Origin of the sequence: Alcaligenes sp. WGS1538 (genome assembly GCF_043187505.1) — a bacterium.
In the GTDB taxonomy this organism is placed as follows: Bacteria; Pseudomonadota; Gammaproteobacteria; order Burkholderiales; family Burkholderiaceae_B; genus Alcaligenes.
In genome coordinates this window covers 2,976,821-2,999,961 of the sequence record NZ_CP171109.1, presented here as the reverse complement: position 1 = coordinate 2,999,961, position 23,141 = coordinate 2,976,821, and the positions used below count along the sequence as shown (strand labels likewise).

Below are 23,141 nucleotides of genomic sequence, written 5' to 3'. Positions count from 1 at the left end.
TGACATGTCTGGAAACTTTCTGCGCAAGGCGCTTCTGGCCGCTGCGGTGGCCTCCCCTCTGGCGTCCGTGCCCGCCCAGGCGGCCGACCAGGAACCCCTGAAAATTGGTTTTGTCTACGTCAGCCCCATCGGCGAAGCCGGCTGGACGTGGCAGCAGGACATCGGCCGCCGTGAAATGGAAGAGGCCCTGAAAGGTCGGGTGGTGACTCAGTATGTGGAAAACGTGCCCGAAGGCGCGGACGCCGAGCGCGTCATCCGCGATCTGGCCCAGCAAGGCAACAAGCTGATCTTCACCACGTCCTTCGGCTACATGAACCAGACGCAGAAGGTCGCCAAGCAGTTTCCCGACGTGAAGTTCGTCCACTCCACGGGCTACAAGACGGCGCCCAACGTGGCCACCACCAATGCCCGCTTCTACGAGTCCCGCTACCTGGCCGGCGTGCTGGCCGGCAAGATGACCAAGTCCAACGTGGTCGGCTATGTGGGCGCGCACCCCATCCCCGAAGTGCTGCAAGGCATCAATGCCTTCGCCATCGGTCTGCGCAGCGTCAATCCTGAAGCCCAGGTGCGCGTGGTCTGGGCCAACAGCTGGTACGATCCGGGCAAGGAACGCGACGCGGCCGTGACGCTGCTGAGCCAGGGCGCCGACGTGGTGACCCACCATACCGATTCGACGGCCACCGTGCAGGCCGCCGAAGAGGCCGGCAAATACGCCATCGCCTACCACTCCGACATGCACAAGTTCGGTCCCAAGGCTCAACTGGCCGCCGTCACCCACCACTGGGGCGACTACTTCACCAGCAAGGCCAAGGAAGTGCTGGACGGCAACTGGAAGAACGACAGCACCTGGGGCGGCCTGAAGTCCGGCATGGCCGCGCTGGAGGGCTTCGGGCCTGAAGTGCCCGCCGACGTGAAGGAACTGGTCCTGGCCAAGCAGGCCGAGATCATCGCCGGCACGCTGCAGCCTTTCGCCGCTCCCATCAAGGACAATGACGGCAAAGTTCGCCTGGAGTCCGGCTACCTGGACGACGACGCCCTGAACCGCATGGACTACTACGTGGAAGGCGTGGCCAGCAAGCTGCCCAAGCAGTAAGCCCGCAAGGCCAAAAGAAAGAAGCCGGACTGCGTGCCCGGCTCTTTTGCTTCCTGAATCCCCGCCCGGCTTTGGCTGCGCGGGGATTTTTTCATTGTCATGCCGTCCGCATGGCCTCCACGGCCGGGTAGAAGTCGGTGTTTTCCTGGCGCATGCGCGCGTGCAGGCGGCGCAGCACCGTGTTGGCGTCGCTGCGGAACAGCTCGGGCTGCCGGGCCACGGCCTGCGCCGTGTTCCAGCGGCGCGAGAAGCCCAGGTAGGAGGCCGCCAGGGCCTGCATGTCGTCCTGGTAGGCCTGGCCCAGGCGGGCCAGTTCCGCGTTGCCGCTGCGTTGCAGGCTGGGGTAAAGTACCTTGTCCTCCACGGCCAGATGCATCTTGATGATGGAGCTGAGCTCCACCACCTGGCGAGCGATGCGTTCCGCGTTTTCGGCTATGCCGGCGTGGGCGAACCTGCGCAGGGCGGCGATGCCGGCCAGGATCTGGACATGCTGGTGCTTGAAGGAGGAGAGGTCCATGAGCTGTCCTTTTCGAATAGTGCGGTCTGAGAATCGGTTTTAAGATGGATATTAAATATATCTTTGGGGGCGCACAAGTTTGCCGCGAGGCGGCATGCGGTCAGGAACGTGCGGGGCGCTTGCGAGCCAGCCGGCGCGAAGCCCGGACCCAGCGCAGGGTCAGCAGGACGGCCACGATGGACAAGCCGGTCACCAGCCCTATCCAGATGCCCACGCCGCCCATGCCCGCCTGGAAGGCCAGCAGGGCGCCGGTAGGCACGCCCAGCACCCAGTAGCCTACCAGGGCCAGCAGCATGGGCGTGCGAGTGTCGTGCAGGCCGCGCAGCATGCCCGCCGCCACGGCCTGGGCGCCATCACTCAGCTGGAACAGGGCGGCCAGAGCCAGGAAGCTGATGGCCAGCGGGATCACGGCCTGGTTTTCCGGCAGGTCCAGGTCCAGGAACAGGCTGATCAGGCTGAGAGGCGCGATCCAGAAGACCAGGGCGGCCAGTCCCATGAAACCCACTCCCAGGAAGTAGGCGATCCAGCCGGCGCGGCGAGCGCCCAGCGGATCCACTCGTCCGGCGGCCAGGCCTACGCGTATGGTCGCCACCTGGCTGAAGCCCAGCGGAACCATGTACGACACCGAGCTGATCTGCATGGCAATGGCGTGCGCCGCCAGTTCGGACTTGCCGATCACGCCCATCATCATGATGGCGGCATAGAACACCAGTGTTTCCAGGGTGAAGGTGATGGCGATGGGAATTCCCAGTTTCCACATCTGCCAGAGCCGCTTCAGGTCCCAGTGCCAGACGCGGTCGAACAGGTAGTAGCGCCGGAAGCGCGGGTCGCGCAGCACCACCATGCACAGTCCGGCGAACATGAACAGGCTGGACAGGGTGGTGGCCAGACCGGCGCCCCGCAGGCCCATGGCCGGCAGCCCCAGCTTGCCGAACACCAGCACCCAGCCAAGCAGGGCATTGACGCCGATGGCCAGCACGGCGATCAGGAGCGTCCAGCCGGGCTTTTCCATTGCCGCCAGGAAGGAGCGCAGCACGATGTAGCCCAGATAGGGCAGCAGCGCCCACTGCAGGGCATGCATATAGGTGACCGATCGCGCCGCCACCGCCGGGTCCTGCTTCATCAGCACCAGGATTTCCTGCGCATGCCAGAGCAGCACCCAGGCGGGCAGGGTGATCAGCAGGGCCGTCAGCAAGCCGTGGCGGATGATCTGCTGCACCTCGCGCACGTCGCGCAGCCGGCGGCCCAGCGTGGTGGCCAGCATGGGGATCACGGCCGAGACCAGGCCCATGCTGAAGATCATGAAGGCTTGGTAAAGGCTGGCGGAAAGGGAGCCGGCCGCCAGTTCGTCCTTGCCCAGGCGCCCCATATAGATCAGGTTGGTGGTCAGCAGCGCGATCTGGGCCAGGTTGGTCAGGATCAGCGGGCCGCCCAGGCGCAGGGAGGATTGCAGTTCAGCCAGCCAGGCGGGGCCCTGTCCGGCAAGATGGCGAGGAGCGTTCATGGATCAGTTCTGGCGGGGCAGCGACCAGGTGCTGATGACCTGGGCGACCGGCGCGCCTCCCTGGGCCGGTTCGAGCATCACTTCTCCGGCGCACAGGCGGCCGGTCTTGTGGATGCGGGCGTGGGCCAGGATGTCGCCGGGCGGCGCCTTGCGCAGGAAATTGATGGTCAGGCTGGAAGTGACGGCATCGGGATTGCCCGTGGCGCCTACCACGGCGGCGTACAAGGCCAGGTCGGCCAGGCCCATGAGCATGGGTCCGGCCACCATGCCGCCCATGCGCTGGTGGGCGCTGCGTTGCGGCAGGCGCAGGCAGGCGGTGCCGTGCCCGATGTCCACGACGTCGATGTCCAGGACGGCGGCAAAGGGATGCAGGCGCTCGAGCAAGTCGCGAAATTGCGCGATGTCGATCCGGGGCTCGGAAGAAGAGGGAGCTGTGGGCATGATGTCGCTGGAAGGGATAACGACGTTGTAAATGAAATGCACTGGCTGGTACTGTATCAGATAGCTCCGCATGCCGGGGCGGGCGGGGTGGAGCCTGAACAAGCGCCGCCCTTTTTCGGAACATTGTTGGCGGAGGCGGACACTATGAAACGGATATCGATTGCCCTGGCGGCGGGACTGAGTCTGGCGGCGGGCGCGACCTGGGCGCACGGCCATGAGCATGGCCACGGGCATGCAACCCAGGTCCGGGCGCTCAGCACGCAGGTGCAGGCGCGGCACTGCTGGGTACGCCTCATGCCGGGTCGCGCGCCGGCGGCTGCCTACCTGGAGCTGGAGAACCAGGGTGAACAAACCGTGCAGTTGACCGGGGCAAGTTCTCCTTCCTATGGCCGCGCCATGGTGCACCAGTCCAGCGACAAGGACGGCATGAGCCACATGAGCCATGCCGATGCGGTCGCCATACCCGCAGGAGGCCGCCTGACGCTGCAGCCCGGCGGGTATCACGTCATGTTGGAGAAGCCGGCTGCCAAGCTGGCGAAAGGGGAAAGCATAACCCTGAGCCTGCACCTGTCCGATGACACGCAGGTCCAGACCCAATGCGAACTGCGTCCTCCCAAGACCCAGTCATACTGAGCGGGGATTCAGTTCCGGCTCGATTTTCGGGGCCTGGATGCGGAAGGCTGGAAGACCTCGTCCAAGGTGTTGGCGTCCAGCAGCTGCAGGCTCCACGCCGTCAATTGGCGTGAATTCGCCGTGGACAATTGTTGCCTGCGCGCATTGGGCAGCTTGCCGAACTTGTGCCGTATCAAGCGGGCCAAGGTGTCCTGTTGGGCTTGCAAGCCCTTTTGTAGACCTTTTTGCAAACCTTTTTGAATGCCCTGGGCTTCCCATTGGTGCAGCCAGGAATCGGAGTTGTCTTCAAGCATGGCGCGTATGTCCTTCAAGTGCAGGTGTTGAGGAAGGTCCAGATTGGGCGGGCAGCGCGGCAGGATGGCCTGGTTGACCCAGGCGGCCAGATCACGCAGCAGAGTCATGTCCGAGCAGGTGTCCAGGACAGTCTGCATCAGCTCGTTCAGGTGCGCCAGCCCTTGGTTGTGCTGGATCCGGCAGATCAGCATAAACAGGTTGGCGGGCTGCAAGGAATGGTTAAGAGTCTGTTTTTTTAGGTCAATCAGTAGGTAGGTTTGCTTCGGAATGTGGTCTGCAGGCCACGGCGGGCCAAGCTTGGGAAAAAGATCCTGGCTGCGGGTGGGGGCGTTCCAGGTCTGCTTGCCGCTGTACAGCACCAGCATCATGGGCAGGGGCAGCGGGCTCCCGGATTCATGACCTTGAATGAATGACTCCAGCTGCAGGTGCCTGTAAGTGCCGATGCGCAGCGCCATATGACGATCGGCTTGGGACTGGTGTTCGATGCCGAGCAACAGTCCCGCGTGGAAGTACGGGGGACGCGCTTGCGTATGATGATCCGGAAGCACGTCCAGGGCCTCAGCCTTGGATGATCTCCAGGACAGCCTGGTTGAAGGCCTTGGGATTGGCCAGGTTCATGCCGTGCGCGGCATCGGCGATGGTGAACAGGCGATCTTCGCGCCGATGGGCCCGTATCAGGTCCATGCAATGACGGTAGCGGGGCGGGCTGTTCTGGCCCGTCAGCAGGGCCAGCGGCGCATCCAGGTCCTTGAGCCATTCCAGCGCCGGGCTGCCGCCCGGCTCGCTTTGCTGTTCGAGCAGAGTGTGAGCGTTGTCCCGGACCATCTCGCGGAACCAGCGCGTCATCTGCTTCCAGGTCCCGGAACCGTTGACCGTGTCCACGAACAGGGCCATGGCGCCGTCGATATCTTCTTGCCGCAGGCGCTGGGCGACCTGCTCGAACAAGGGTGCGGAGGAGTAGGCGCCGGGGGTTGGGAAACCCGGATCGGCCAGCGTCAGGCTGGCTACCCTTGCGGGAGCTCGCTGGGCCAGCAGCAAGGCCACGTGGCCGCCGCGCGAATGGCCCAGCACATGCACTTTCTGCTGAGGGAATTGTCGGGCCAGCAAGGCATCCAGGTCCTGGGCGTGTTGTTCTGGGCTGAAGCGCATGGGGTCGGCTACGCCCGGCCAGTAGGAGCGCAGGCTGGGCGCCAGCACGCGGTGGCCGGTCGCCAGGAACGGGATTTGCCAGCGCCAGTAGCGCCAGTCGCACAGGGAACCGTGGATGAGCAGCACGGGCTCGCCCTGGCCCTGGTCCACCAGCGTGTGGTGATAATCCAGGACATCCAGTTCAACGGTGGGGTAATCGGGAAAGTTCATGTCGGGCAAGAGGCGCTGGACGGTCGTTCGTCCGCCAGGCCATGAAAAAGACTTCCGTGCTGGGCGGTTCATCGCCTGCTTGCTGCCTGCCTTGGGGCCGTCGCCGCTCGGATTCGCCCGGCACAAGACAATCCGCAGCGACTGTCCTGTGCCGGGCAAATCCCTCTACGCGGGGGCTTTGCCTTGGGCGGGTGGGCTCCCCGGCGGTAGAAGAACAGGGTGCACCCGGTTCGGAGGAGGGTGGGTCCGGGGGCTGGCGGAGCTTATTCGAGCAGCTTCAGGCGGCTGCGGGCGGTTTCCGCGGCGTCGGATTGGGGGTAGTCCTTGACGATGCGCTGCAGGCTGGTCTTGGCGCCGGCCAGATCATTCAATTCGATCTGGCTGGAGGCGATCACCATCAGCGCGTCGGCGGCGCGTGGGCTTTGAGGCGAGGCTTTCACGAATGCCTGGAGCTTCTGGACGGAGGTCTTGAAGCTCTTGATGGCGTACAGGCTGCTGCCTTCGTAGAAACGTACCTCGTCGGCCAGCACGCTGGAGGGATAAGCGGCCAGGAAAGCGGCGAAGCCTTCGGCAGCCTGCTTGTATTGGCCGGCGCGGTAGGCATCCATGGCGCTGTCGTACACGGCCTGCTCTTGCGGGTCGGCGGCCTGGGGCGCATTGTTTTGCGCGGCGGAGTTGTCCTGGCGCAGGTTGCTGGCCTCCCAGCTCAGTTTTTCGACCTGGCCGCGCAGCGTGACCACCTCGGAGCGCAGGGATTCGATCTGGTCCGCCAGATGCAGCCGCGCCTGCGCATTCTGTTCGTTCATCTGCCGGATTTGCTGACGCAGCTCCAGAATGGCGCGCCTGGCTTCATCATCGGCAAAGGCCTGGGCCGGCAGGCAGGCGAACAGGGCAGTCGCGGCCAGCAGGGACGCGGTCGCGAGACGAAAAGGCTTTTTATAGGCGTTCATAGTGGTTTCCGTAAAAAAATGCTCCCACGCTGCGCAGGCCGATAGCCTGCCTGCTGTCCGCCTCGCAGCTGGTATGCCGTGCGGATTCGTCAGGCCCAGAATAGTCCCTATGGACAATTCCACGTTTGACGACCCCCCAAAAGACGCATTTTACCTTGGGACGGTCCGGCGTTCCGGTGGTCCGGCACTCCGGCGGTCCGGCGTTCCGGTGGTCCGGCACTCCGGCGGTCCGGCATTCCGGGGTCCGGCACTTCAGCGATCCGGCGGCCTGGCGATAAAAAACGCCGCGGCGTAGAACAACCGCCACGGCGTTGGAACAACTGGGTCTACGCAGGAATCAGCGTTGGTAAACGATGTCTGCGCGACGGTTTTCAGCGTAATCGGCTTCGGTGTTACCCAAGGCCTTTGGACGCTCTTTACCAAAGCTCACGGCTTCGACCTGGTTGGCGTTGACGCCCAGCAGACCGAGCATGCGGGCCACGGCGTCGGAGCGACGCTGACCCAGGGCCAGGTTGTACTCGGCGCCGCCGCGCTCGTCGGTGTTGCCCTCGATGCGCACGGTTTGCTGAGGATGGCTGCTCAGGTACGACGCATGCATCTCTACGAGGCTGCGGTACTGGTCGGCGACCACGTAGCTGTCGTAGTCAAAGTACACCGAACGCTGCTGCGCCAGTGGGCTTTGAGGATTGAATGGGTCCATGATTTGGCCTGCGCTGGCAGAGTCGGAGCCAGTGCCAGTAGAGCCGGAACCGGATTGATCCAGGGGTACCGAGCTGCAAGCAGCAAGGGCGGCGGCCATAGCGGCAATGGTAAGACTTTTGAGAATGCGCGAGCTCATTTGAATTCCTTTTGAAAAAAGAGTCACACAGGATGTCAGTTGGTAAATGGTCCCCAGGTGGGTTCGCGTACTTTGCCATTCAGAGAGGAGAGGGTCTGACGAACGCGACCGTCCACAGATGTGACAGCTAGGACACTACGGCCCCCCTGAACAGAACTATATAAGATCTGCATCCCATTAGGGGCAAAACTCGGAGACTGATCGTCGGGACCTGCCGTCAGCAGCTGCTCTGACCCGGTTGCCATGTCTTGGGTGGCAATTCGGAAAGCGCCGTTTCTACGTGTGACGTATACAAGGCTAGTACCGTCCGCAGAGACCTCCGGTGAAATATTGTAACTCCCGTTGAAGGTTATGCGTTGAGCGTCGCCCCCGCCCAGACCGACTTTGTAAATGTTGGGCGCGCCGCCACGGTCGCTGACGAACACAAGGGAGTTGCCATCCGGCGTAAAACTCGGTTCAGTGTCGATCAGCGGCGAGCGCATCACGCGACGCAGTCCGGAGCCGTCCGCATTTAGCGTGTAGATCTGCGAAATTCCGTCCCTGGAGAGCACAACTGCAAGCTGATTGCCGCTTGGAGCCCAGGCTGGGCTGCTGTTGTTGCCCTTGAAATTGGCCAGCGGTTCGCGATGTCCGGTGGCCAAAGTTTGCACATAAACCACAGGTTTCTCGTTCTCGAAGCTCACGTAGGCCAGTTTTTTGCCGTCAGGCGACCAGGCCGGCGAGATGATTGAGTGTCGGGAACGCAACATTACCTGCGGATTTTGGCCATCGGCGTCTGCAATTTGTAACTCATAGCTGTTGCCGGTTTGCAACACGTAGGCCAATCGCGTGGAGAAAACCCCGCGTATGCCCGTAATTTTTTCATAAATGCGGTCGGCGATCTGATGCGAAATCCGCCGCAGCTCCTTTTCGCTGCCGGCAAATGCCACGCCGTCGAGCTGGGTCTGGCGTACCGAATCCACCAGGCGGTAGCTGACGGAATACTGGCCGCCGGTCTGGGCGACCGAGCCGTAGGCCAGGTAGTCGGCGCCGCGGTTGCGCCATTCGTCGTAGGCGATGGTGCTTTCGGCGTTCAGGTTGGCGCCGGCGGCGTTGATCAGCTGGAACTGGCCCGAGCGGGTCAGGTCGGCGCGGATGACTTCGGCCAGCGACTGGGTGGCCGGGTTATCGGCGAAATCGGCGATCGCGATCGGGTACTGGGTAGCACCCACACCGGACATGTCGACCCGCAGTTGGGCCTGGGCCGGCTGGCTGGCGAACAGTCCGGCGGCCATGGCGAACAGTCCGGTGGCCATGGCTCGCCAATGACGGCGTACTGTCGCTATGGCTGGGGTAGCGGCGGTCATTATGCAATCTCCTGATTAATCGAACATGCGGTACTCACCATCAATATACGATGGATACTTCCCGCTGGGCGGTTTGGGGAAAGGACTGCATCGGGCAAGTCCCTTGGATACGGCATCATCGAATTGGGCGATACCGGAGGAGCGTTTGATCTGCACCCGGCCCGGCGTGCCGTCCGGATTGAGATCGACGCGGTATTGGAGCGTGGGGTTGCCGCGCACTTCCGAGCGGGCCGGCGTGTTGTAGATGACGCCGGGCTGCACGCAGGCGCGCACCTTGGCCGCATAGCCGCCATCGCCTCCGCCGCCGCCCGCCTGGTTGCGGTCGGCCGTGCCGCCGGGGCGGCCTGGAGCGCCTTCGCGCATGGCGCGCCGGAAGGCCTCTTCCTTGGCCTTGCGTTCGGCCTCGGCCTTGGCTTTGGCGGCAGCCGCCGCCTTGGCCTTGGCCTCGGCTTCCGCCTTGGCTTTGGCTTCGGCCGCTGCCTTGGCCTTGGCTTCCGCCTTGGCTTTCGCTTCGGCCGCTGCCTTGGCCTTGGCTTCGGCTTCCGCCTTGGCTTTCGCTTCGGCCTCTGCCTTGGCCTTGGCCTCGGCTTCCGCCTTGGCCTTGCGTTCCTGTTCCTGCTTGTCCTTCAGTTCGCGTTCGCGCCGCTCGGCCGCCAGTTTCTCCTGGCGCAGCTTTTCCTGGCGCTCCTGCTCCAGCCGTTCTTCGCGGTCTTTTTTCTCACGTTCCTTGCGTGCCTGCTCCAGGGCGATCTCGGGGTCGACCTCGGGTTCGGCCGGGGGCGTAGCCTTGGGAGGCTCGGGCGGCGGAGGAGGGGGCGGCTCGGGCTGGGGCTCCGGTTTCGCGGGTTGGGGCTGAGGTTCGGGTTCGGCCGCCGGTTCCGGTTCGGGCTGCGGCTCGGGTTCGGCTTCAGGCGCTTCAGGATCCGCGTTCACGGCGGCGTCCGGCGCCACGCCGTCCATCCACAGTTCGACCTGCACCGCGTTGGGCGTCTTGGGCGCGGAAAAAAGTAGGCCCGCCAGCATGGCGAGCAGCAACAGCCCGTGCAGACCCAGGGCGATCAGCAGGCCGCGCCGGTCTTCCCTCTGTTCGGGAGTGAGCTGGGCCGGATTGCGGGTATTGCGAGTTCTCTGCTTCATTCAGTTCAGGTCTTCGCGCCGGATGCGCCTGCGGGCGCGTCCGGCCTGGTGTTATTTGCGATCATTGGCGTCGCTGTTCTGGTCCACGAGCAGGCCCAGGCGGGTGATGCCGTTGGAGCGCAATTCGTCCATCAGTCCCATGACGGTCTCGTAGGGGACCTTGCCGTCGGCCGCGATCACGACCGGGCTGTCGGGCTGGATGCGCGAGCGCACTTCGGCAAGCAGGGTGGACTTCTCGATGGTCATGAACTCGGAACCAGGCTCGCGCAGGCGTATGGCCAGCTTGCCGTCCTTGTCCACCTGGAGTTCCACCGGCTTGGCCGGCACGTCGGAGGCCTGGCCCACCGAAGGCAGCTCGATCAGGCCGGGAGTGATCATGGGCGCAGTGACCATGAAGATCACCAGCAGCACCAGCATGACGTCGATATAGGGAACGACGTTGATTTCGTTTTTCATGCGCCGGCCGGAGCGGCCGGTGCTTCCACGCATCGATGGCATCAGTGCACCTGTCGCTGCAAGATGTTCAGGAATTCGTCGATGAAGCTGTCGAAGCGTATCGAGATGCGATCCAGCTCGTTGGTGAAGCGGTTGTAGGCCACCACCGCCGGAATGGCGGCGAACAGGCCGATGGCCGTGGCGATCAGGGCTTCGGCGATGCCCGGCGCCACCGAGGCCAGGGTGGCCTGCTGCATGCCCGACAAGCCGATGAAGGCGTGCATGATGCCCCAGACCGTGCCAAGCAGGCCGATATACGGGCTGACCGATCCAGCCGAGGCCAGGAAGTTCAGATGCGTCTCCAGCGTGTCCATTTCACGCTGGTAGCTGGCGCGCATGGCGCGGCGCGGGCCGTCCAGCAGGGCGATGCCGTTGGGCTGGGTACGGCGGGCCTTGATGAATTCGGTCATGCCGGCCTCGAAGATGCGGGCCAGGGCGCCGTGTTCGGCGCGGCGCGAGGCGATGGACTGCTGCAGCACGGCCAGGTCGCCGCCTGCCCAGAAGTCGTCCTCGAAGCGGCGGGTCTGGTCAAGCGTGCGTTTCAGGGCGGCGCGCTTGCTGAAGATGTAGGCCCACGAAAGAATGGAGATGCCCAGCAGGATCAGCATCACGAGCTGAACGGGAATGCTGGCATCGATGAGTAGCGAAAGCAGCGACAGGTCGCTAGAAGCTTGCATGGTCAGTCCTGAACCTTTTCCAAGAGTGTACGTAAGTCAGAGTCCAGCTTGCTTGGACGAAGCGTTTTAGCGTCAACGCAAACAATTTGGATGGTGCTGTGGCATAACAGTTCCCCGTCCAGCAGAGCGCGCTGCTCGAAATTGATCGTGGCCGCCCCGATATGGGTGATGCGGCTGCGCACCGAGACCAGATCGTCCAGCCGGGCAGGTTTGCAGTATTGTATTTCAACCTTCTTGACTACGAACAGGCGTTGAATCTGCTCGGCCACGTCGGATTGATGCACGCCCAGGGACCGCAGCCACTCCGTGCGCGCACGCTCGAAGAACTTCAGGTAGTTGGCGTAGTACACGATGCCGCCGGCATCCGTGTCCTCGTAATATACGCGAATATCGAGGCGGGCCTCGGAGCCCCAGTTGTCAATAAGCATGTCGTTGGTAAGAGAGTTTGAGCTTCGCCGGCGCACGCGAACGTCCGCCGGCGAGGATGGGCTTAGAGCGTGGCCAGGCGCTCGAGCGCCACGCGGGCGATGTCGGCCACGGGCACCTGGGTGCTGGCCTCGTCGCGGCGGGCCTGCAGTTCCACCATGCCTTCCTTCAGGCCGCGGTCGCCGATGGTCACGCGCAGCGGCACGCCGATTAGCTCCCAGTCGGCGAACATGATGCCGGGACGCGCGTCGCGGTCGTCCAGGATGACGTCCACGCCCTGATCCTTCAGGCTGGCGTAGAGCGCTTCGGCGGCCTGGCGCACGGCTTCGCTCTTGGTGAATCCGATCGGGCAGATGACCACTTCGAACGGAGCCAGAGCGCGCGGCCAGATGATGCCGCGCTCGTCGTGGTTCTGTTCGATGGCCGCCGCGGCGATGCGGCTCACGCCGATGCCATAGCAGCCCATTTGCATCAATGCGGGTTTACCATCGGTTTCCAAAAAGGTGGCCTGCAGCTTGCGCGAATACGTGTCGCCCAGGAAGAAGACGTGGCCCACTTCGATGCCGCGCTGGATGGCCAGCTTGCCGCCTTCGGGCGCCGGGTCGCCGGCCACCACGTTGCGCAGGTCCGCCTTGACGGGCTCGGGCAGGTCGCGGCCCCAGTTCACGCCCGTGTAGTGGAAGCCTTCCTCGTTGGCGCCGCAGATGAAGTCGCTCATGTTGGCCACGGTCAGGTCGGCGATGACCTGGACGGGCTGGCGGGTGCCGATGGGGCCCAGGTAGCCGGGCTTGCAGCCGAAGGCGGCCACGATTTCCTCTTCGGTGGCCAGACGGTGCCCCTGCTCGAAGCCGGGCAGCTTGGAGACCTTGATTTCGTTGACTTCGTGGTCGCCGCGCACCAGCAGCAGGTAAATGGTGGTCCGGGTCTGCTCGTCTTCCTGCACGTCGGTGGCCAGGACCACGGACTTCACGGTGGCGGACAGCTCGCGTCCCAGCTGCTCGGCGACCAGTTCGCACTTGGGCGCCTCGGGCGTGGCGGTCTTGACCAGAGCCTCGGCGGGCGCGGCGCGCTCGGCCAGCAGGCAGGGCGCATCGGCCAGCTCGATGTTGGCGGCGTAGTCGGAGTCGGGGTTGTAGACCAGCAAGTCCTCGCCCGTGTCGGCGATGACCTGGAACTCATGGCTGCGCGAGCCGCCGATGGAGCCGGTGTCGGCCGCCACGGCGCGGAAGGTCAGGCCCAGGCGCTGGAAGATGCGCATGTAGGCATCGAACATGATGTCGTAGCTGGCCTGCGCGGCCTCGGCGCTGCGGTCGAAGGAGTAGGCGTCCTTCATGATGAACTCGCGCCCGCGCATCAGGCCGAAGCGCGGACGGCGCTCGTCGCGGAACTTGGTCTGGATGTGATAGAAGTTCACGGGCAATTGGCGCCAGCTGTGGATCTCGTTGCGGGCGATGTCGGTGATCACTTCCTCGGAGGTGGGTTGCAGCACGAAATCGCGTTGGTGGCGGTCCTTGATGCGCAGCAGTTCGTCGCCATATTTTTCCCAACGACCCGACTCCACCCAGAGTTCGGCGGGCTGGACCACGGGCATCAGCAGTTCGATGGCGCCCGAGCGGTCCATTTCCTCGCGGATGATGTTTTCGATCTTGCGCAGTACGCGCAGGCCCATGGGCATATAGGTATAGATGCCGCCGGCGGCCTTGCGGATCATGCCGGCCCGCGTCATGAGCTGGTGGCTGGCGACCTCGGCTTCGGTGGGTGCTTCTTTCAGGGTATTGATGTGATACTGGCTAGCATGCATGGTAGGGAGCTCATCAGGTACGTATAATCAGACGTAATTGTATTGAATTCGTATAGAGGTGGCCTATGTTAGATCGTGAAGGCTACCGTCCTAATGTCGGAATTATCCTCGTTAATCGCAAGAATGAGGTTTTTTGGGGCAAGCGTATCCGGGAACATGCCTGGCAGTTCCCGCAAGGCGGTATCAAATACGGTGAAACACCCGTTCAGGCGATGTACCGCGAATTGCACGAAGAGGTCGGCTTGCTGCCTGAACACATCCGCATATTAGGCCGGACGCGAGATTGGCTTCGCTATAACGTACCCAGTAATTATGTGCGCAGGGATGCGCGTGGCCATTACAAAGGCCAGAAACAGATCTGGTTCCTGCTCCGGCTGGTGGGGCGCGACAGCGATGTCTGCCTGCGCACTTCCGACTCCCCGGAATTCGACGCCTGGCGCTGGAGCCAGTATTGGGTTCCGCTCGATTCCGTCATCGAGTTCAAGCGGGAAGTCTACAAGCAGGCCCTGAACGAGCTGTCGGACATTCTTTTCCGGCGCCGCCAGGAAAACCGGTATCTGCGCCAGCGCCTGCAGAATGCGGCAGGCTCCGAGAAACTCGACAGCAGGGATCATGCGCATACTATTGGTTGAAGACGAACGGGAGATGGCCGCATGGCTGGAACGCGCCCTGGCGCAAAGCGGCTTTCTTCCGGACCCCGCGCATGATGCCCGGACGGCGGAAACCCTGCTGGCCGCCCATGAATACGACGCCGTCGTCATGGACCTGCGCCTGCCCGACAAGCACGGGCTGGTGTTGCTGCGCGAGATGCGCGAACGCGGCGACCAGACCCCGGTGCTCATCCTGACGGCCCAGGGCGCCTTGCAGGATCGGGTGCGCGGACTGAACCTGGGGGCGGACGATTTCCTGACCAAGCCCTTCGCGCTGGAAGAGCTGGAAGCCCGGCTGACGGCGCTGGTGCGGCGCAGCCGCGGGCGGGTGGCCCCGGCCGTGGCCTGCGGCTCGCTGGAGTACAAGCCCGAAAGCCGCGCCTTTTCCCTGGACAACGTCATTTTGCACCTGACCCCGCGCGAACATGCCGCGCTGCTGGCGCTGATCAGCCGTTCAGGGATGCCGGTGGAGAAAACCCAGCTCTTTGCCCGGGTGTTCGAGCATGACAGCGACGCCAGCCCCGACGCCATCGAGGTGGTGCTGCATCGCCTGCGCAAGAAGCTCGCCAATAGCGATGTCCACATCGTGACGGTGCGCGGCCTTGGCTACATGCTGGAAGTGGTCGAGACGGAATCCGACCTTCCATGACGGCGCCGTCTTCCCCTCCTGGCTTCTGGCAGGGCGGCCTGCGGTTCTGGCTGCTCGTCCTCTTGATACCGGGCGTGGTCGCCCTCTTGCTGTACGACAGCTGGGAAGACTACCTGGCCATGAACGATGTCACGGAAAACGTGTATGACAGCGCCTTGCTGGAACCGGCCAAGGTGCTGGAGACCAGCGTGGAGTTCAATGCGGACGGCAGCCTGCGCATCGATCCCCCTTTCTATGCCCAGGTGATGCTGGAATCCCGGCCGGGCAATCGCAAGTACTTCCGGGTGGAGGAGGTCACTCCGCTGGTGCGCAATCTGGGCGGGGCCGACGCGCTGCAATTGAAGGGACGCACGCTGCTGGGCATGGAGGGCCTGCCGCGCCCGGAGCGCCTGGCGGACCACGAGGGCGTGCCCGTCTTCTATGACGCTTTCTTTCGCAACGATACCGTGCGCATGGTGGCCCTGTGGCGCGACCTGCACTACAAAGGCATGCATCGCCAGGTCCTGGTGATCGTCGGCGAGAGCATGGATCTGCGCCTGCGCACCCAGCAGGAAGCCTGGCGCGAAGGCCTTTTCCGCAATCTGCGCATGCTGGTGCTGGCTGTGCTGCTGGTGTGGTTCGCGGTGGCCTGGGCCTTGAGACCCTTGCAGGTGCTGCGCCAGGAAGTGCGCAGCCGCAGCGTGGATGATCTGCAGCCGCTGGACGTGCGCGATGTGCCGCGCGAAGTCGTGCCGCTGGTGCGTTCCATCAATCATCACATCGAACTGTACCGGGAGGTGCTGGACAGGCAGGCGCAGTTCCTGGCCGACGCCTCCCATCAGTTGCGCACGCCCCTGGCCATCATCCACACCCAGGCGCAGTATGCGCGCCGCGAGCCGGACATCGAGCGGGTGCGCGAGTCCCTGGGGGCCATCATCAAGCAGTTGGGGCAGGCGACGCGCCTGACCGAGCAGTTGCTGGCGCTGGCGCATGCCAGCCACAACACGTCCATGGTGCAGGGCCAGGTGGACCTGGCCGGCCTTGGGCGCGAGGTGGTCCTGCAGTATCTGCCGCTGGCGCGCGAGCGGCGCCAGGATCTGGGCTGGATCGCGCCTCGCGAAGACGGCGAACAGGCGCCGGTCTGGGTCTACGCCAGCGATGCGGAAATCCACGAATCGGTGGCCAACCTGGTCCACAATGCCATCAATCACGCCGGCAGCGGCAGCGCCATCACGGTGTCGGCCGGCCATGACGAACACCAGGCCTGGATCAGCGTGAGCGACAACGGCATGGGTCTGGCGGCCAGCCTGCGCGAAAGCGTGTTCGTGCGCTTTGACCGCGGCGGCCCGTCCCGCAAGGGCGGGCGGGGATCGGGTTCCGGCTTGGGCCTGGCCATCGCGCTGGCCTATGCCGAGCGCAACGGCGGCACCATCGTGCTGACGGATGGCGAGCCCAACGACATGGGCGGCTACGGCCTGAAAGCAACCTTGCGCCTGCCGCGTTACGTTCCCCCGGCGCCGCCGGAGGCGCTGCACTGATCCGCCGCTAGCGGGCCAGCGGGGAGAACAGGCTGGAGATATCCAGGTCCAGCCCGCCCTGGCGGGCGATCTCTTCGAACTGCTGCTGAACCAGGGTGGTGCCGGGAAGGCGGGCGCCATTGCGCTGGGCCTCCTGCTGCACCAGGCCCAGATCCTTGAGCATCCAGTTCACGGTAAAGCCGGGCTTGAAGTCCCGCGCCAGCATGGTGGGGCCCTTGGTCTCCATCTGCCAGCTGCGCGCCGCGCCCTTGGTCAGCACGGCCAGCACCTGCTCCATGTCCAGCCCGGCGCGCTCGCCGAAGGCCATGGCTTCGGCCAGGCCCTGCAGCAAGCCCACCACGGCGATCTGGTTCACCATCTTGCACAATTGTCCCGAACCCAGCGGACCCATGTAGGCGCTGGCCTGGGCATAGGCCTGCATGAGAGGGCGCGCCCGCTCCACATCTTCGGGGCGTCCGCCGCACATGATGCTCAACATGCCTTTCTGGGCGCCCGCCTGGCCGCCCGAAATGGGCGCGTCCACGAAGGCGACCCCGGCTTTCTCGGCCTGTTCACCCAGCTCCCGGGCTACCTGGGCCGACGCCGTGGTGTGATCGATGAACAGGGCGCCAGGACGCAGGCCCGCCAGCGCGCCGTCCGGCCCCAGGAAGATCGCGCGCAGATCATCGTCATTGCCGACGCAAGCCATCACCACGTCTGCCTGCGCGGCCGCCAGGGCGGGGGTGGCCGCCAGCGCTCCCTTGAATTGCGCGCACCATTGCTGCGCCTTGGCCGGGTTGCGGTTGTATACGGTGACGTGATGCCCGGCCTGGGCCAGATGCCCGGTCATGGGGTAGCCCATCACGCCCAGTCCGATGAAGGCCACGCGTTGCGGGGCGGTGGAGTCATAGGTCTTGGGCTGGATGGAAGCGGTCATGGCGGTGTTCCTTGTCTGCGGTTTAAGATTCAAGCGCAAAGCTTAGCGCAGGAGCCGCGCACTGGCAGCCCCTGAACGGAAAAGCGGAGTATGCGTTTGGCTGATCTGGCGGACGGGACCCGGACAAGTGCTCTGCAAACGCCGAGGGTTTGGGCATAATGAGGCCTGCTGAACTTGATTATTACTTGTTTTATATATTTACCACCTAACTGAATAAATGGAGCACGACTGCCATGACTACGTTTGATCGCCGCCGTTTCTTGAAGTTGGCGGGTGCCGCCGGCGTCACGGGTTTGACCAGCGGCTTGCCGCTCGCGGCCTGGGCCGCCGACAGCGCCTTGCTGGAAAAGGCCAAGGCCCAGGGCCAGGCCGTGTTCTACGCCAACATCACGGCGGTCGAGCCCATCATGAAAGCCCTGCAGCAGTCCCAGGGCATCGAAGGCAAGTACACCCGCATCTCCAGTTCGAAGTTCATTCCCACCATCCTGACCGAATTCAACGCCGGCAAGCTGATGGCCGACGTGATCCAGGCCCCGCTGCCCATGCTGCAGTTGCTCAAGGAGCAGGGCGTGCTGGCTCCCTACCGGTCGGACGCTTTGCAAGGCTACCCCGAGTGGGCGACGGCCGATGACTCCATCATTCAGTTCGGCATCGAGTACGTGTCCTATATCTACAATACGGACCACGTCAAACCCGAAGATGCGCCGGCGCGCTACGAAGACCTGGCCGATCCCAAGTGGAAGGACAAGATCGTCATGGCCAACCCGTCCAACCACCCCTCCACCATTGGCTGGCTGATCGGTCTGAAGGAAAAGGTCTTCAAGAGCGAAGACGAATGGATGCAGTTCGTCAAAGGCCTGGCCGCCAACAAGCCCATGTTCGTGGCATCCTTCGGCCCCACCCCCGCGCCCATCGAAAGCGGCGAGAAGCTGATCGCCATTTCCATGCCCAAATACATCGTCACCAAGGCCCCGGCGCCGTTGGCCTGGGGGCCGATGTCGGGCCAGCCGCTGCTGGGTTCGCCGCGCGCCATCGCCTTGACCAAGAATTCGCCGCACCCCGAGGCCGCGCGCGTGTTCATGGATTACTGGCTTGGCGCCGAAGCCATGGGCATCATGGCCAACAAGGTTGGCGAATACGTGCTGGCGCCGGGCGTGCATCCACCGGTTCCGGGCATGGACAAAGCCGAGGTCCTGCCCATCCGCGACTTGAGCGATGAAGAGCTCACACGCTGGGGGCGCGAGTTCAGTCGCATCTTCGCAGTACGCTGATACTGCGCACCATCGGTTCATTACCTGCGAGCGAGGCGCCTACGCGCCTCGCCGCGTTTCTACGGAATTACTCACTTCACCATGCAAATTGAAATCACGGGCCTGTGCAAGAACTATGTCTCTGAAGGAAAAAGTTTCAGGGCCTTGGACAACATCAATCTGACCATTCCCGCCAACGAGTTCTTCACCCTGCTGGGCCCCAGCGGCTGCGGCAAGACCACCTTGCTGCGCTGCATTGTCGGCCTGGAAACGCCTGACGAAGGCGAAATCCGCATCGGCGGCGAAGTCGTCTGGTCCAAGGAAAAGAACATCGCCGTTCCTCCGGAAAAGCGCGGCCTGGGCATGGTGTTTCAGACTTATGCCATCTGGCCCCACATGTCGGTGTTCGACAACATCGCCTACCCCTTGCAGGTTCGCGGCGAGCGCAAGGATGTCATCCGCGACAAGGTGATGCGCATCCTCAAGTTCGTCCAGCTCGAAGGCGTGGAGCAGCGCTCGGCCACGCGCCTGTCCGGCGGCCAGCAGCAACGGGTCGCCCTGGCGCGCGCGCTGGTGGCCGAACCCAAGGTCATCCTGTTCGACGAGCCGCTCAGCAACCTGGACGCCAAGCTGCGCGAGGAAACCCGCAAGGAGCTGCGCGAATTCCTGAGCAAGCTGGACATCACGGCGGTCTACGTCACCCACGACCGCGTCGAGGCGCTGGCCTTGTCCGACTCCATTGCCGTCATGCGCAGCGGCCACATCATCGAGATCGGTTCGCCGCAGAAAATCTATTTCAATGCCGACCACCGCTTCGTGGCCGATTTCATCGGCCGCGCCAACCAGATCAGCGCCACGGTGCTGGAGCAGGGCGGCGAAGCCACGGTCATCCAGTGCGAACTGGGCCGACTGCATTGCAAGAAGCGCGATCTGCCCGTGGGGGCGGACGTGACCCTGTGCATCCGTCCTGAATTCATACGCGTCAGCGGCCAGGCGCCCGCCGCCGGGCAGAACCTGTTCGAAGGGCGGGTGCGCGCCCTGGAATTCGTGGGCGAAGTCTACGAAGCGGAAGTCGAGGTGGGCAAGGAGCGCCTGCTGGTCTGCATCAATCCGGATGTACAGGTCAAGGAAGGCGACACCGTCCGCTTCAATCTGGATCCCGCCCACTGCATGCTGCTGTCGGCGTAAAGGATTGCCAGAAATGAATCAGACTCGAACTCCCCTGACCTGGTCGCTGATCGTCGTCGTCGGGTTTCTGACCCTGTGCCCCGTGCTGATGCTGCTGCTGGGCAGTTTTTCGCAGGGGCTGACGGCCTTCGGAAACTTCACGACGGCCAAGTACGTGGCCGCCTACACCGATCCCTTCCTGCTGGAAGTCACCGTCAACACGGTGATCTTCGTGCTGGGCTCATCGCTGTTCTCGACGGTCCTGGCCGTGTTCCTGGCCTATCTGAACACCCGCACGAACATGCCCATGAAAGGCCTGTTCACCGTGCTGTCCATCGTGCCGATGATGATCCCGCACCTGCTGTTCTCCGTCAGCTGGGCCTTGCTGCTGAATCCGTCCAACGGCCTGCTCAACATGATGCTGCAGAACACCTTCGGCCTGCAGGAGGCGCCGCTGGACATCTATTCGCTGTGGGGCATGATTCTCGTCGAGGGCTTGCTGAACATGCCCATCGCCTATCTGATCATCGCGCCCGCCATGGCGTCCTTCGACGTCTCGCTGGAAGAGTCGTCGCGCGTGTTCGGCGGCGGCGTCTGGCGCACCCTGGTGCGGGTGACCCTGCCGGTCCTGCGTCCGGCCATCCTCGCGGCCTTCATCCTGGCCATCGTGCGCAGTCTGGCTTCCTACGCGGTGCCTCGCGTGCTGGGCACGCCCGGCCGGGTCGACGTGCTGGCGACCTATCTGTTCGAGATGATCTCCACCGGCTTCGCCCCGGACTACGGCAAGGCCGCCGCCCTGGGCATGAGCGTGCTGTCCGCTTCCATCGGACTGATCGTGCTGTATCGCTACCTGACGGCCGAGAGCAGCAAGTACGTGACCATCTCCAGCCGGGGCTTCAAGCCTACCCTGATCGAATTGCGCCGCGCCAAGGCACCCTTGTTCATCGTGGTCGGCATCATCAGCATCCTGATGATCGTGCTGCCCGTGGCCGTGCTGCTGTACACGTCCATGATCCCTTATTCCATGGTCCCGAGCGCCAAGGCGTTCTCCATGATGAGCTGGGCCAACTGGATCGACGTGCTGCAGGATCCGCTGTCCAAGGTGGCCATGAAGAACAGCCTGTTCCTGGCCGTGGTGGGCGCTACCCTGGGCGTGCTGCTGTCCCTGTTCGTCGCCTACGTGGTCGTCAAGCTGCGCACGCGCGCCGCGGGCCTGCTGGACACCCTGAGCTTCCTGTCCTTCTCCTTCCCCGGGATCGTGATAGGCATAGGCTTCATGTGGTTCTTCGTCCAGACGCCGCTCTACGCGACCCTGACCGCCTTGCTGCTGGCCTACATCGCGGCCTACCTGCCTTACGGCATCCGACCGCTGTCGGCCGCCTTCGTGCAGGTCCACGCCCACCTGGAGGAATCCTCGCTGGTGTCGGGGGCCAGTTCGCTGACCACCATGCGCCGCATCATCGTCCCCTTGCTGATTCCGGGCGTGGTGTCGGCCTGGATCCTGATGGCGACCATGTACATCCGCGAACTGACGGTCTCCGTGGTCCTGTCCCGTCCGGGCACCGAAGTGCTGGCCGTGCAGATCCTGAGCTACGCCGAAGACGGCCTGTGGGGCAAGCTGTCCGCCCTGGGGATCATCATGATCCTGATCTCCACCGCGCTGGTGCTGCTGGCCATGTACATAGGCAATTTCTATAAGCGGCGGCAGGGGACGATCTAGCGTCCGTGTTCCGCCTGTATCTGCCCAGGCCTTCGTGCCTGGGCGGGCGCACCCGTGGTTTCGGGCAGCATGCTCTCGTGGGCTTGCGTCCGCAGCGATGACAGGGTTGGTCCTCTGAACGGCTCACAATTCGTTCGGGTTCGGAGAGGGACCAGGGAAAACCATGTAAGGTGAAGCCACAAAAATAAAGCCCCCGCATGTGCGGGGGCTTTTTGCTCCATTGCCGGAAAGACGCTGGATCAGTCCTCTTCCACGAAGGTCTCTTCGCGTTTCTTCTTCACGGCCGGCAGGGCCACGATCACCACCAGCAGGGCGGCCAGCACCAGCAGCGACAGCGACAGCGGACGCGTGACGAAGGTGGTGTAGTCGCCGCGGGACAGCAGCAGGGCGCGGCGGAAGTTCTCTTCCATCATCGGTCCCAGCACCAGGCCGAGCAGCAGGGGGGCGCCTTCGCAGCGCAGCTTGGACCAGATGTAGCCGATCAGACCGAAGGCGGCGGTCACCCAGATATCGAACACGTTGTAGTTCAGCGAATACACGCCGACCGTGCAGAACACCAGGATGGCGGGGAACAGCAGGCGGTAAGGCACTTTCAGCAGCTTCACCCACAGACCCACCAGCGGCAGGTTCAGGATCACCAGCATCAGGTTGCCGATCCACATGGAGGCGATCAGACCCCAGAACAGTTCGGGGTGGCTGGTCATCACCTGCGGACCAGGCTGGATGTTGTGGATGGTCATGGCGCCGATCATCAGGGCGGTCACGGCGTTGCCGGGAATGCCCAGGGTCAGCAGCGGAATGAAGGAGGTCTGGGCGGCCGCGTTGTTGGCGGACTCCGGACCGGCCAGGCCGGCGGGATGGCCCTTGCCGAAGCGTTCGGGGTTCTTGGAGATCTTCTTCTCCAGCGTATAGGACGCAAAGGAGGAGAGCACAGCGCCGCCGCCGGGCAGGATGCCCAGGCACGAGCCCATGGCGGTGCCACGCACCACGGCAGGCCAGGCTTCCTTGAACTCCTGCTTGTTGGGGTACAGCGAGCCGACCTTGTCGGTGATTTCCACGCGCTGATCGCGCAGCTCCAGGTTGTTCATGATCTCGGAGAAACCGAACACGCCCATGGCGACCACGGCGAAATCGATGCCGTCCTGCAGCTCGGGAATGCCGAAGTCGTAGCGGGCCACGCCGGAGTTCACGTCCGTGCCCACCATGCCCAGCAGCAGGCCCAGCAGGATCATGCAGATGGCCTTGGGCAGCGAGCCGGAGGCCAGCACCACGGCGCCCACCAGGCCCAGCACCATCAGGGAGAAGTATTCCGCGGGGCCGAACTTGAAGGCGACTTCGGCCAGCGGCGGCGCAAAGCCCGCCAGCAGCACGGTGGCGAAGCAGCCTGCGAAGAAGGAGCCCAGGGCCGCGATGGCCAGCGCCGCGCCGGCGCGCCCATTGCGCGCCATCTGGTGACCGTCCAGCACCGTCACCACCGCGGAGGTCTCGCCCGGCAAGGCCACCAGGATGGCGGTGGTCGATCCGCCGTACTGGGCGCCGTAGTAGATGCCCGCCAGCATGATCAGGCCGGCCACGGGCGGCAGCACGTAGGTGATGGGCAGCAGCATGGCGATGGTGGGTACCGGGCCGATGCCGGGCAGCACGCCGATCAGGGTGCCCAGCAGGCAGCCCAGCAGTGCATAGGCCAGGTTCTCGGGCGTGACCGCCACGGAGAAGCCCAGCATGAGATTGTCAAATAATTCCATGTCCGTTCACTCCGCG

General features: G+C 63.9%; 23 protein-coding genes. 8 read left to right on the top strand and 15 right to left on the bottom strand.

The window, feature by feature from the left end; genetic code table 11:
* Positions 1–4 precede the first annotated feature (4 nt).
* Positions 5–1,093 carry a BMP family ABC transporter substrate-binding protein gene (locus ACF3ND_RS13975; RefSeq protein ID WP_394061425.1) on the top strand — a complete coding sequence of 363 codons (1,089 nt, stop codon included), beginning with the start codon at positions 5–7 and terminating at the stop codon, positions 1,091–1,093.
* Positions 1,094–1,190: 97 nt separating this feature from the next.
* Here ACF3ND_RS13975 and ACF3ND_RS13970 read toward each other — a convergent pair whose 3' ends face one another.
* The 3 genes from ACF3ND_RS13970 to ACF3ND_RS13960 all read right to left on the bottom strand — a co-directional run bounded on the left by ACF3ND_RS13970 (position 1,191) and on the right by ACF3ND_RS13960 (position 3,555).
* Positions 1,191–1,610, bottom strand: a complete 420-nt coding sequence (locus ACF3ND_RS13970) for a hemerythrin domain-containing protein (protein ID WP_394061423.1) — start codon at positions 1,608–1,610, stop codon at positions 1,191–1,193.
* Positions 1,611–1,710: 100 nt separating this feature from the next.
* Positions 1,711–3,114, bottom strand: a complete 1,404-nt coding sequence (locus ACF3ND_RS13965) for an MATE family efflux transporter (RefSeq protein ID WP_394061421.1) — start codon at positions 3,112–3,114, stop codon at positions 1,711–1,713.
* Between the two features lie 3 nt (positions 3,115–3,117).
* Positions 3,118–3,555: a PaaI family thioesterase gene (locus ACF3ND_RS13960; RefSeq protein WP_394061419.1), complete on the bottom strand. Its 438-nt coding sequence runs from the start codon at positions 3,553–3,555 to the stop codon at positions 3,118–3,120.
* A gap of 144 nt (positions 3,556–3,699) precedes the next feature.
* Between ACF3ND_RS13960 and ACF3ND_RS13955 the strand changes: the two genes are divergently transcribed.
* Positions 3,700–4,188, top strand: coding sequence for a copper chaperone PCu(A)C (locus ACF3ND_RS13955; protein ID WP_394061417.1), 489 nt, complete (start codon positions 3,700–3,702; stop codon positions 4,186–4,188).
* 8 nt (positions 4,189–4,196) lie between these two features.
* Here the strand turns inward: ACF3ND_RS13955 and ACF3ND_RS13950 are convergent, their stop codons facing one another.
* From ACF3ND_RS13950 to ACF3ND_RS13905, 10 genes are all read right to left on the bottom strand, one after another.
* A complete protein-coding gene (locus ACF3ND_RS13950) occupies positions 4,197–5,030 on the bottom strand; it encodes an Rpn family recombination-promoting nuclease/putative transposase (RefSeq protein ID WP_394061415.1) in 834 nt (277 codons plus the stop codon).
* 10 nt (positions 5,031–5,040) lie between these two features.
* Positions 5,041–5,841 carry an alpha/beta fold hydrolase gene (locus ACF3ND_RS13945; RefSeq protein ID WP_394061413.1) on the bottom strand — a complete coding sequence of 267 codons (801 nt, stop codon included), beginning with the start codon at positions 5,839–5,841 and terminating at the stop codon, positions 5,041–5,043.
* 263 nt (positions 5,842–6,104) lie between these two features.
* Positions 6,105–6,791: a tol-pal system protein YbgF gene (gene ybgF / locus ACF3ND_RS13940; RefSeq protein WP_394061411.1), complete on the bottom strand. Its 687-nt coding sequence runs from the start codon at positions 6,789–6,791 to the stop codon at positions 6,105–6,107.
* Between the two features lie 337 nt (positions 6,792–7,128).
* Positions 7,129–7,629 (bottom strand): peptidoglycan-associated lipoprotein Pal, encoded by a 501-nt coding sequence (gene pal / locus ACF3ND_RS13935; RefSeq protein WP_394061409.1) that lies wholly within the window; start codon positions 7,627–7,629, stop codon positions 7,129–7,131.
* 35 nt (positions 7,630–7,664) lie between these two features.
* Positions 7,665–8,975, bottom strand: a complete 1,311-nt coding sequence (gene tolB, locus ACF3ND_RS13930; protein ID WP_394061407.1) for a Tol-Pal system beta propeller repeat protein TolB — start codon at positions 8,973–8,975, stop codon at positions 7,665–7,667.
* 15 nt (positions 8,976–8,990) lie between these two features.
* On the bottom strand, positions 8,991–10,112 hold the full coding sequence (gene tolA / locus ACF3ND_RS13925; protein WP_394061405.1) for a cell envelope integrity protein TolA: 1,122 nt from the start codon (positions 10,110–10,112) through the stop codon (positions 8,991–8,993).
* A gap of 51 nt (positions 10,113–10,163) precedes the next feature.
* Positions 10,164–10,610, bottom strand: a complete 447-nt coding sequence (gene tolR / locus ACF3ND_RS13920; RefSeq protein ID WP_394061403.1) for a protein TolR — start codon at positions 10,608–10,610, stop codon at positions 10,164–10,166.
* On the bottom strand, positions 10,610–11,284 hold the full coding sequence (gene tolQ, locus ACF3ND_RS13915; RefSeq protein ID WP_394061401.1) for a protein TolQ: 675 nt from the start codon (positions 11,282–11,284) through the stop codon (positions 10,610–10,612). Before tolQ ends, tolR begins: the two co-directional genes overlap by 1 nt.
* Before the next feature lie 2 nt (positions 11,285–11,286).
* Positions 11,287–11,712 (bottom strand): tol-pal system-associated acyl-CoA thioesterase, encoded by a 426-nt coding sequence (gene ybgC, locus ACF3ND_RS13910; RefSeq protein ID WP_394061399.1) that lies wholly within the window; start codon positions 11,710–11,712, stop codon positions 11,287–11,289.
* A gap of 62 nt (positions 11,713–11,774) precedes the next feature.
* Complete coding sequence (locus ACF3ND_RS13905) at positions 11,775–13,511, bottom strand: proline--tRNA ligase (RefSeq protein ID WP_394061397.1); 1,737 nt, start codon at positions 13,509–13,511, stop codon at positions 11,775–11,777.
* 65 nt (positions 13,512–13,576) lie between these two features.
* Here ACF3ND_RS13905 and ACF3ND_RS13900 point away from each other — a divergent pair, with 65 nt between their 5' ends.
* Genes ACF3ND_RS13900 through ACF3ND_RS13890 form a run of 3 tightly spaced genes read left to right on the top strand, consistent with a single transcriptional unit; the run spans position 13,577 to position 16,327 of the window.
* Positions 13,577–14,143, top strand: a complete 567-nt coding sequence (locus ACF3ND_RS13900; protein ID WP_394061395.1) for an RNA pyrophosphohydrolase — start codon at positions 13,577–13,579, stop codon at positions 14,141–14,143.
* Positions 14,124–14,810 (top strand): response regulator, encoded by a 687-nt coding sequence (locus tag ACF3ND_RS13895; protein ID WP_394061393.1) that lies wholly within the window; start codon positions 14,124–14,126, stop codon positions 14,808–14,810. Before ACF3ND_RS13900 ends, ACF3ND_RS13895 begins: the two co-directional genes overlap by 20 nt.
* A complete protein-coding gene (locus ACF3ND_RS13890) occupies positions 14,807–16,327 on the top strand; it encodes a sensor histidine kinase (protein WP_394061391.1) in 1,521 nt (506 codons plus the stop codon). Before ACF3ND_RS13895 ends, ACF3ND_RS13890 begins: the two co-directional genes overlap by 4 nt.
* Positions 16,328–16,334: 7 nt before the next feature.
* Here the strand turns inward: ACF3ND_RS13890 and ACF3ND_RS13885 are convergent, their stop codons facing one another.
* A complete protein-coding gene (locus ACF3ND_RS13885; protein ID WP_394061389.1) occupies positions 16,335–17,243 on the bottom strand; it encodes an NAD(P)-dependent oxidoreductase in 909 nt (302 codons plus the stop codon).
* A gap of 233 nt (positions 17,244–17,476) precedes the next feature.
* On the opposite strand from ACF3ND_RS13885, the gene ACF3ND_RS13880 reads away from it, so the two are divergent.
* The 3 genes from ACF3ND_RS13880 to ACF3ND_RS13870 all read left to right on the top strand — a co-directional run bounded on the left by ACF3ND_RS13880 (position 17,477) and on the right by ACF3ND_RS13870 (position 21,380).
* Positions 17,477–18,514, top strand: coding sequence for an ABC transporter substrate-binding protein (locus ACF3ND_RS13880; RefSeq protein ID WP_394061387.1), 1,038 nt, complete (start codon positions 17,477–17,479; stop codon positions 18,512–18,514).
* A gap of 144 nt (positions 18,515–18,658) precedes the next feature.
* On the top strand, positions 18,659–19,681 hold the full coding sequence (locus ACF3ND_RS13875) for an ABC transporter ATP-binding protein (protein WP_394061385.1): 1,023 nt from the start codon (positions 18,659–18,661) through the stop codon (positions 19,679–19,681).
* A 13-nt stretch (positions 19,682–19,694) separates the two neighbouring features.
* Positions 19,695–21,380, top strand: a complete 1,686-nt coding sequence (locus ACF3ND_RS13870) for an ABC transporter permease (protein ID WP_394061383.1) — start codon at positions 19,695–19,697, stop codon at positions 21,378–21,380.
* 239 nt (positions 21,381–21,619) lie between these two features.
* Here the strand turns inward: ACF3ND_RS13870 and ACF3ND_RS13865 are convergent, their stop codons facing one another.
* Positions 21,620–23,125, bottom strand: coding sequence for a tripartite tricarboxylate transporter permease (locus ACF3ND_RS13865; protein ID WP_394061381.1), 1,506 nt, complete (start codon positions 23,123–23,125; stop codon positions 21,620–21,622).
* Positions 23,126–23,141 lie beyond the last annotated feature (16 nt).

Excerpts from the sequence above, each read along its gene's own strand:
- ACF3ND_RS13955 (WP_394061417.1), top strand. The coding sequence starts at position 3,700 with ATGAAACGGATATCGATTGCCCTGGCGGCGGGACTGAGTCTGGCGGCG.
- ACF3ND_RS13885 (WP_394061389.1), bottom strand. The coding sequence starts at position 17,243 with ATGACCGCTTCCATCCAGCCCAAGACCTATGACTCCACCGCCCCGCAA.
- ACF3ND_RS13895 (WP_394061393.1), top strand. The coding sequence starts at position 14,124 with ATGCGCATACTATTGGTTGAAGACGAACGGGAGATGGCCGCATGGCTG.
- ACF3ND_RS13900 (WP_394061395.1), top strand. The coding sequence starts at position 13,577 with ATGTTAGATCGTGAAGGCTACCGTCCTAATGTCGGAATTATCCTCGTT.
- ACF3ND_RS13870 (WP_394061383.1), top strand. The coding sequence starts at position 19,695 with ATGAATCAGACTCGAACTCCCCTGACCTGGTCGCTGATCGTCGTCGTC.
- tolQ (WP_394061401.1), bottom strand. The coding sequence starts at position 11,284 with ATGCAAGCTTCTAGCGACCTGTCGCTGCTTTCGCTACTCATCGATGCC.
- ACF3ND_RS13970 (WP_394061423.1), bottom strand. The coding sequence starts at position 1,610 with ATGGACCTCTCCTCCTTCAAGCACCAGCATGTCCAGATCCTGGCCGGC.
- ACF3ND_RS13960 (WP_394061419.1), bottom strand. The coding sequence starts at position 3,555 with ATGCCCACAGCTCCCTCTTCTTCCGAGCCCCGGATCGACATCGCGCAA.
- ACF3ND_RS13890 (WP_394061391.1), top strand. The coding sequence starts at position 14,807 with ATGACGGCGCCGTCTTCCCCTCCTGGCTTCTGGCAGGGCGGCCTGCGG.
- ACF3ND_RS13965 (WP_394061421.1), bottom strand. The coding sequence starts at position 3,114 with ATGAACGCTCCTCGCCATCTTGCCGGACAGGGCCCCGCCTGGCTGGCT.
- tolB (WP_394061407.1), bottom strand. The coding sequence starts at position 8,975 with ATGACCGCCGCTACCCCAGCCATAGCGACAGTACGCCGTCATTGGCGA.
- ACF3ND_RS13975 (WP_394061425.1), top strand. The coding sequence starts at position 5 with ATGTCTGGAAACTTTCTGCGCAAGGCGCTTCTGGCCGCTGCGGTGGCC.
- ACF3ND_RS13945 (WP_394061413.1), bottom strand. The coding sequence starts at position 5,841 with ATGAACTTTCCCGATTACCCCACCGTTGAACTGGATGTCCTGGATTAT.
- pal (WP_394061409.1), bottom strand. The coding sequence starts at position 7,629 with ATGAGCTCGCGCATTCTCAAAAGTCTTACCATTGCCGCTATGGCCGCC.
- tolA (WP_394061405.1), bottom strand. The coding sequence starts at position 10,112 with ATGAAGCAGAGAACTCGCAATACCCGCAATCCGGCCCAGCTCACTCCC.
- ACF3ND_RS13865 (WP_394061381.1), bottom strand. The coding sequence starts at position 23,125 with ATGGAATTATTTGACAATCTCATGCTGGGCTTCTCCGTGGCGGTCACG.
- ACF3ND_RS13880 (WP_394061387.1), top strand. The coding sequence starts at position 17,477 with ATGACTACGTTTGATCGCCGCCGTTTCTTGAAGTTGGCGGGTGCCGCC.
- ybgC (WP_394061399.1), bottom strand. The coding sequence starts at position 11,712 with ATGCTTATTGACAACTGGGGCTCCGAGGCCCGCCTCGATATTCGCGTA.
- ACF3ND_RS13905 (WP_394061397.1), bottom strand. The coding sequence starts at position 13,511 with ATGCATGCTAGCCAGTATCACATCAATACCCTGAAAGAAGCACCCACC.
- ybgF (WP_394061411.1), bottom strand. The coding sequence starts at position 6,791 with ATGAACGCCTATAAAAAGCCTTTTCGTCTCGCGACCGCGTCCCTGCTG.
- tolR (WP_394061403.1), bottom strand. The coding sequence starts at position 10,610 with ATGCCATCGATGCGTGGAAGCACCGGCCGCTCCGGCCGGCGCATGAAA.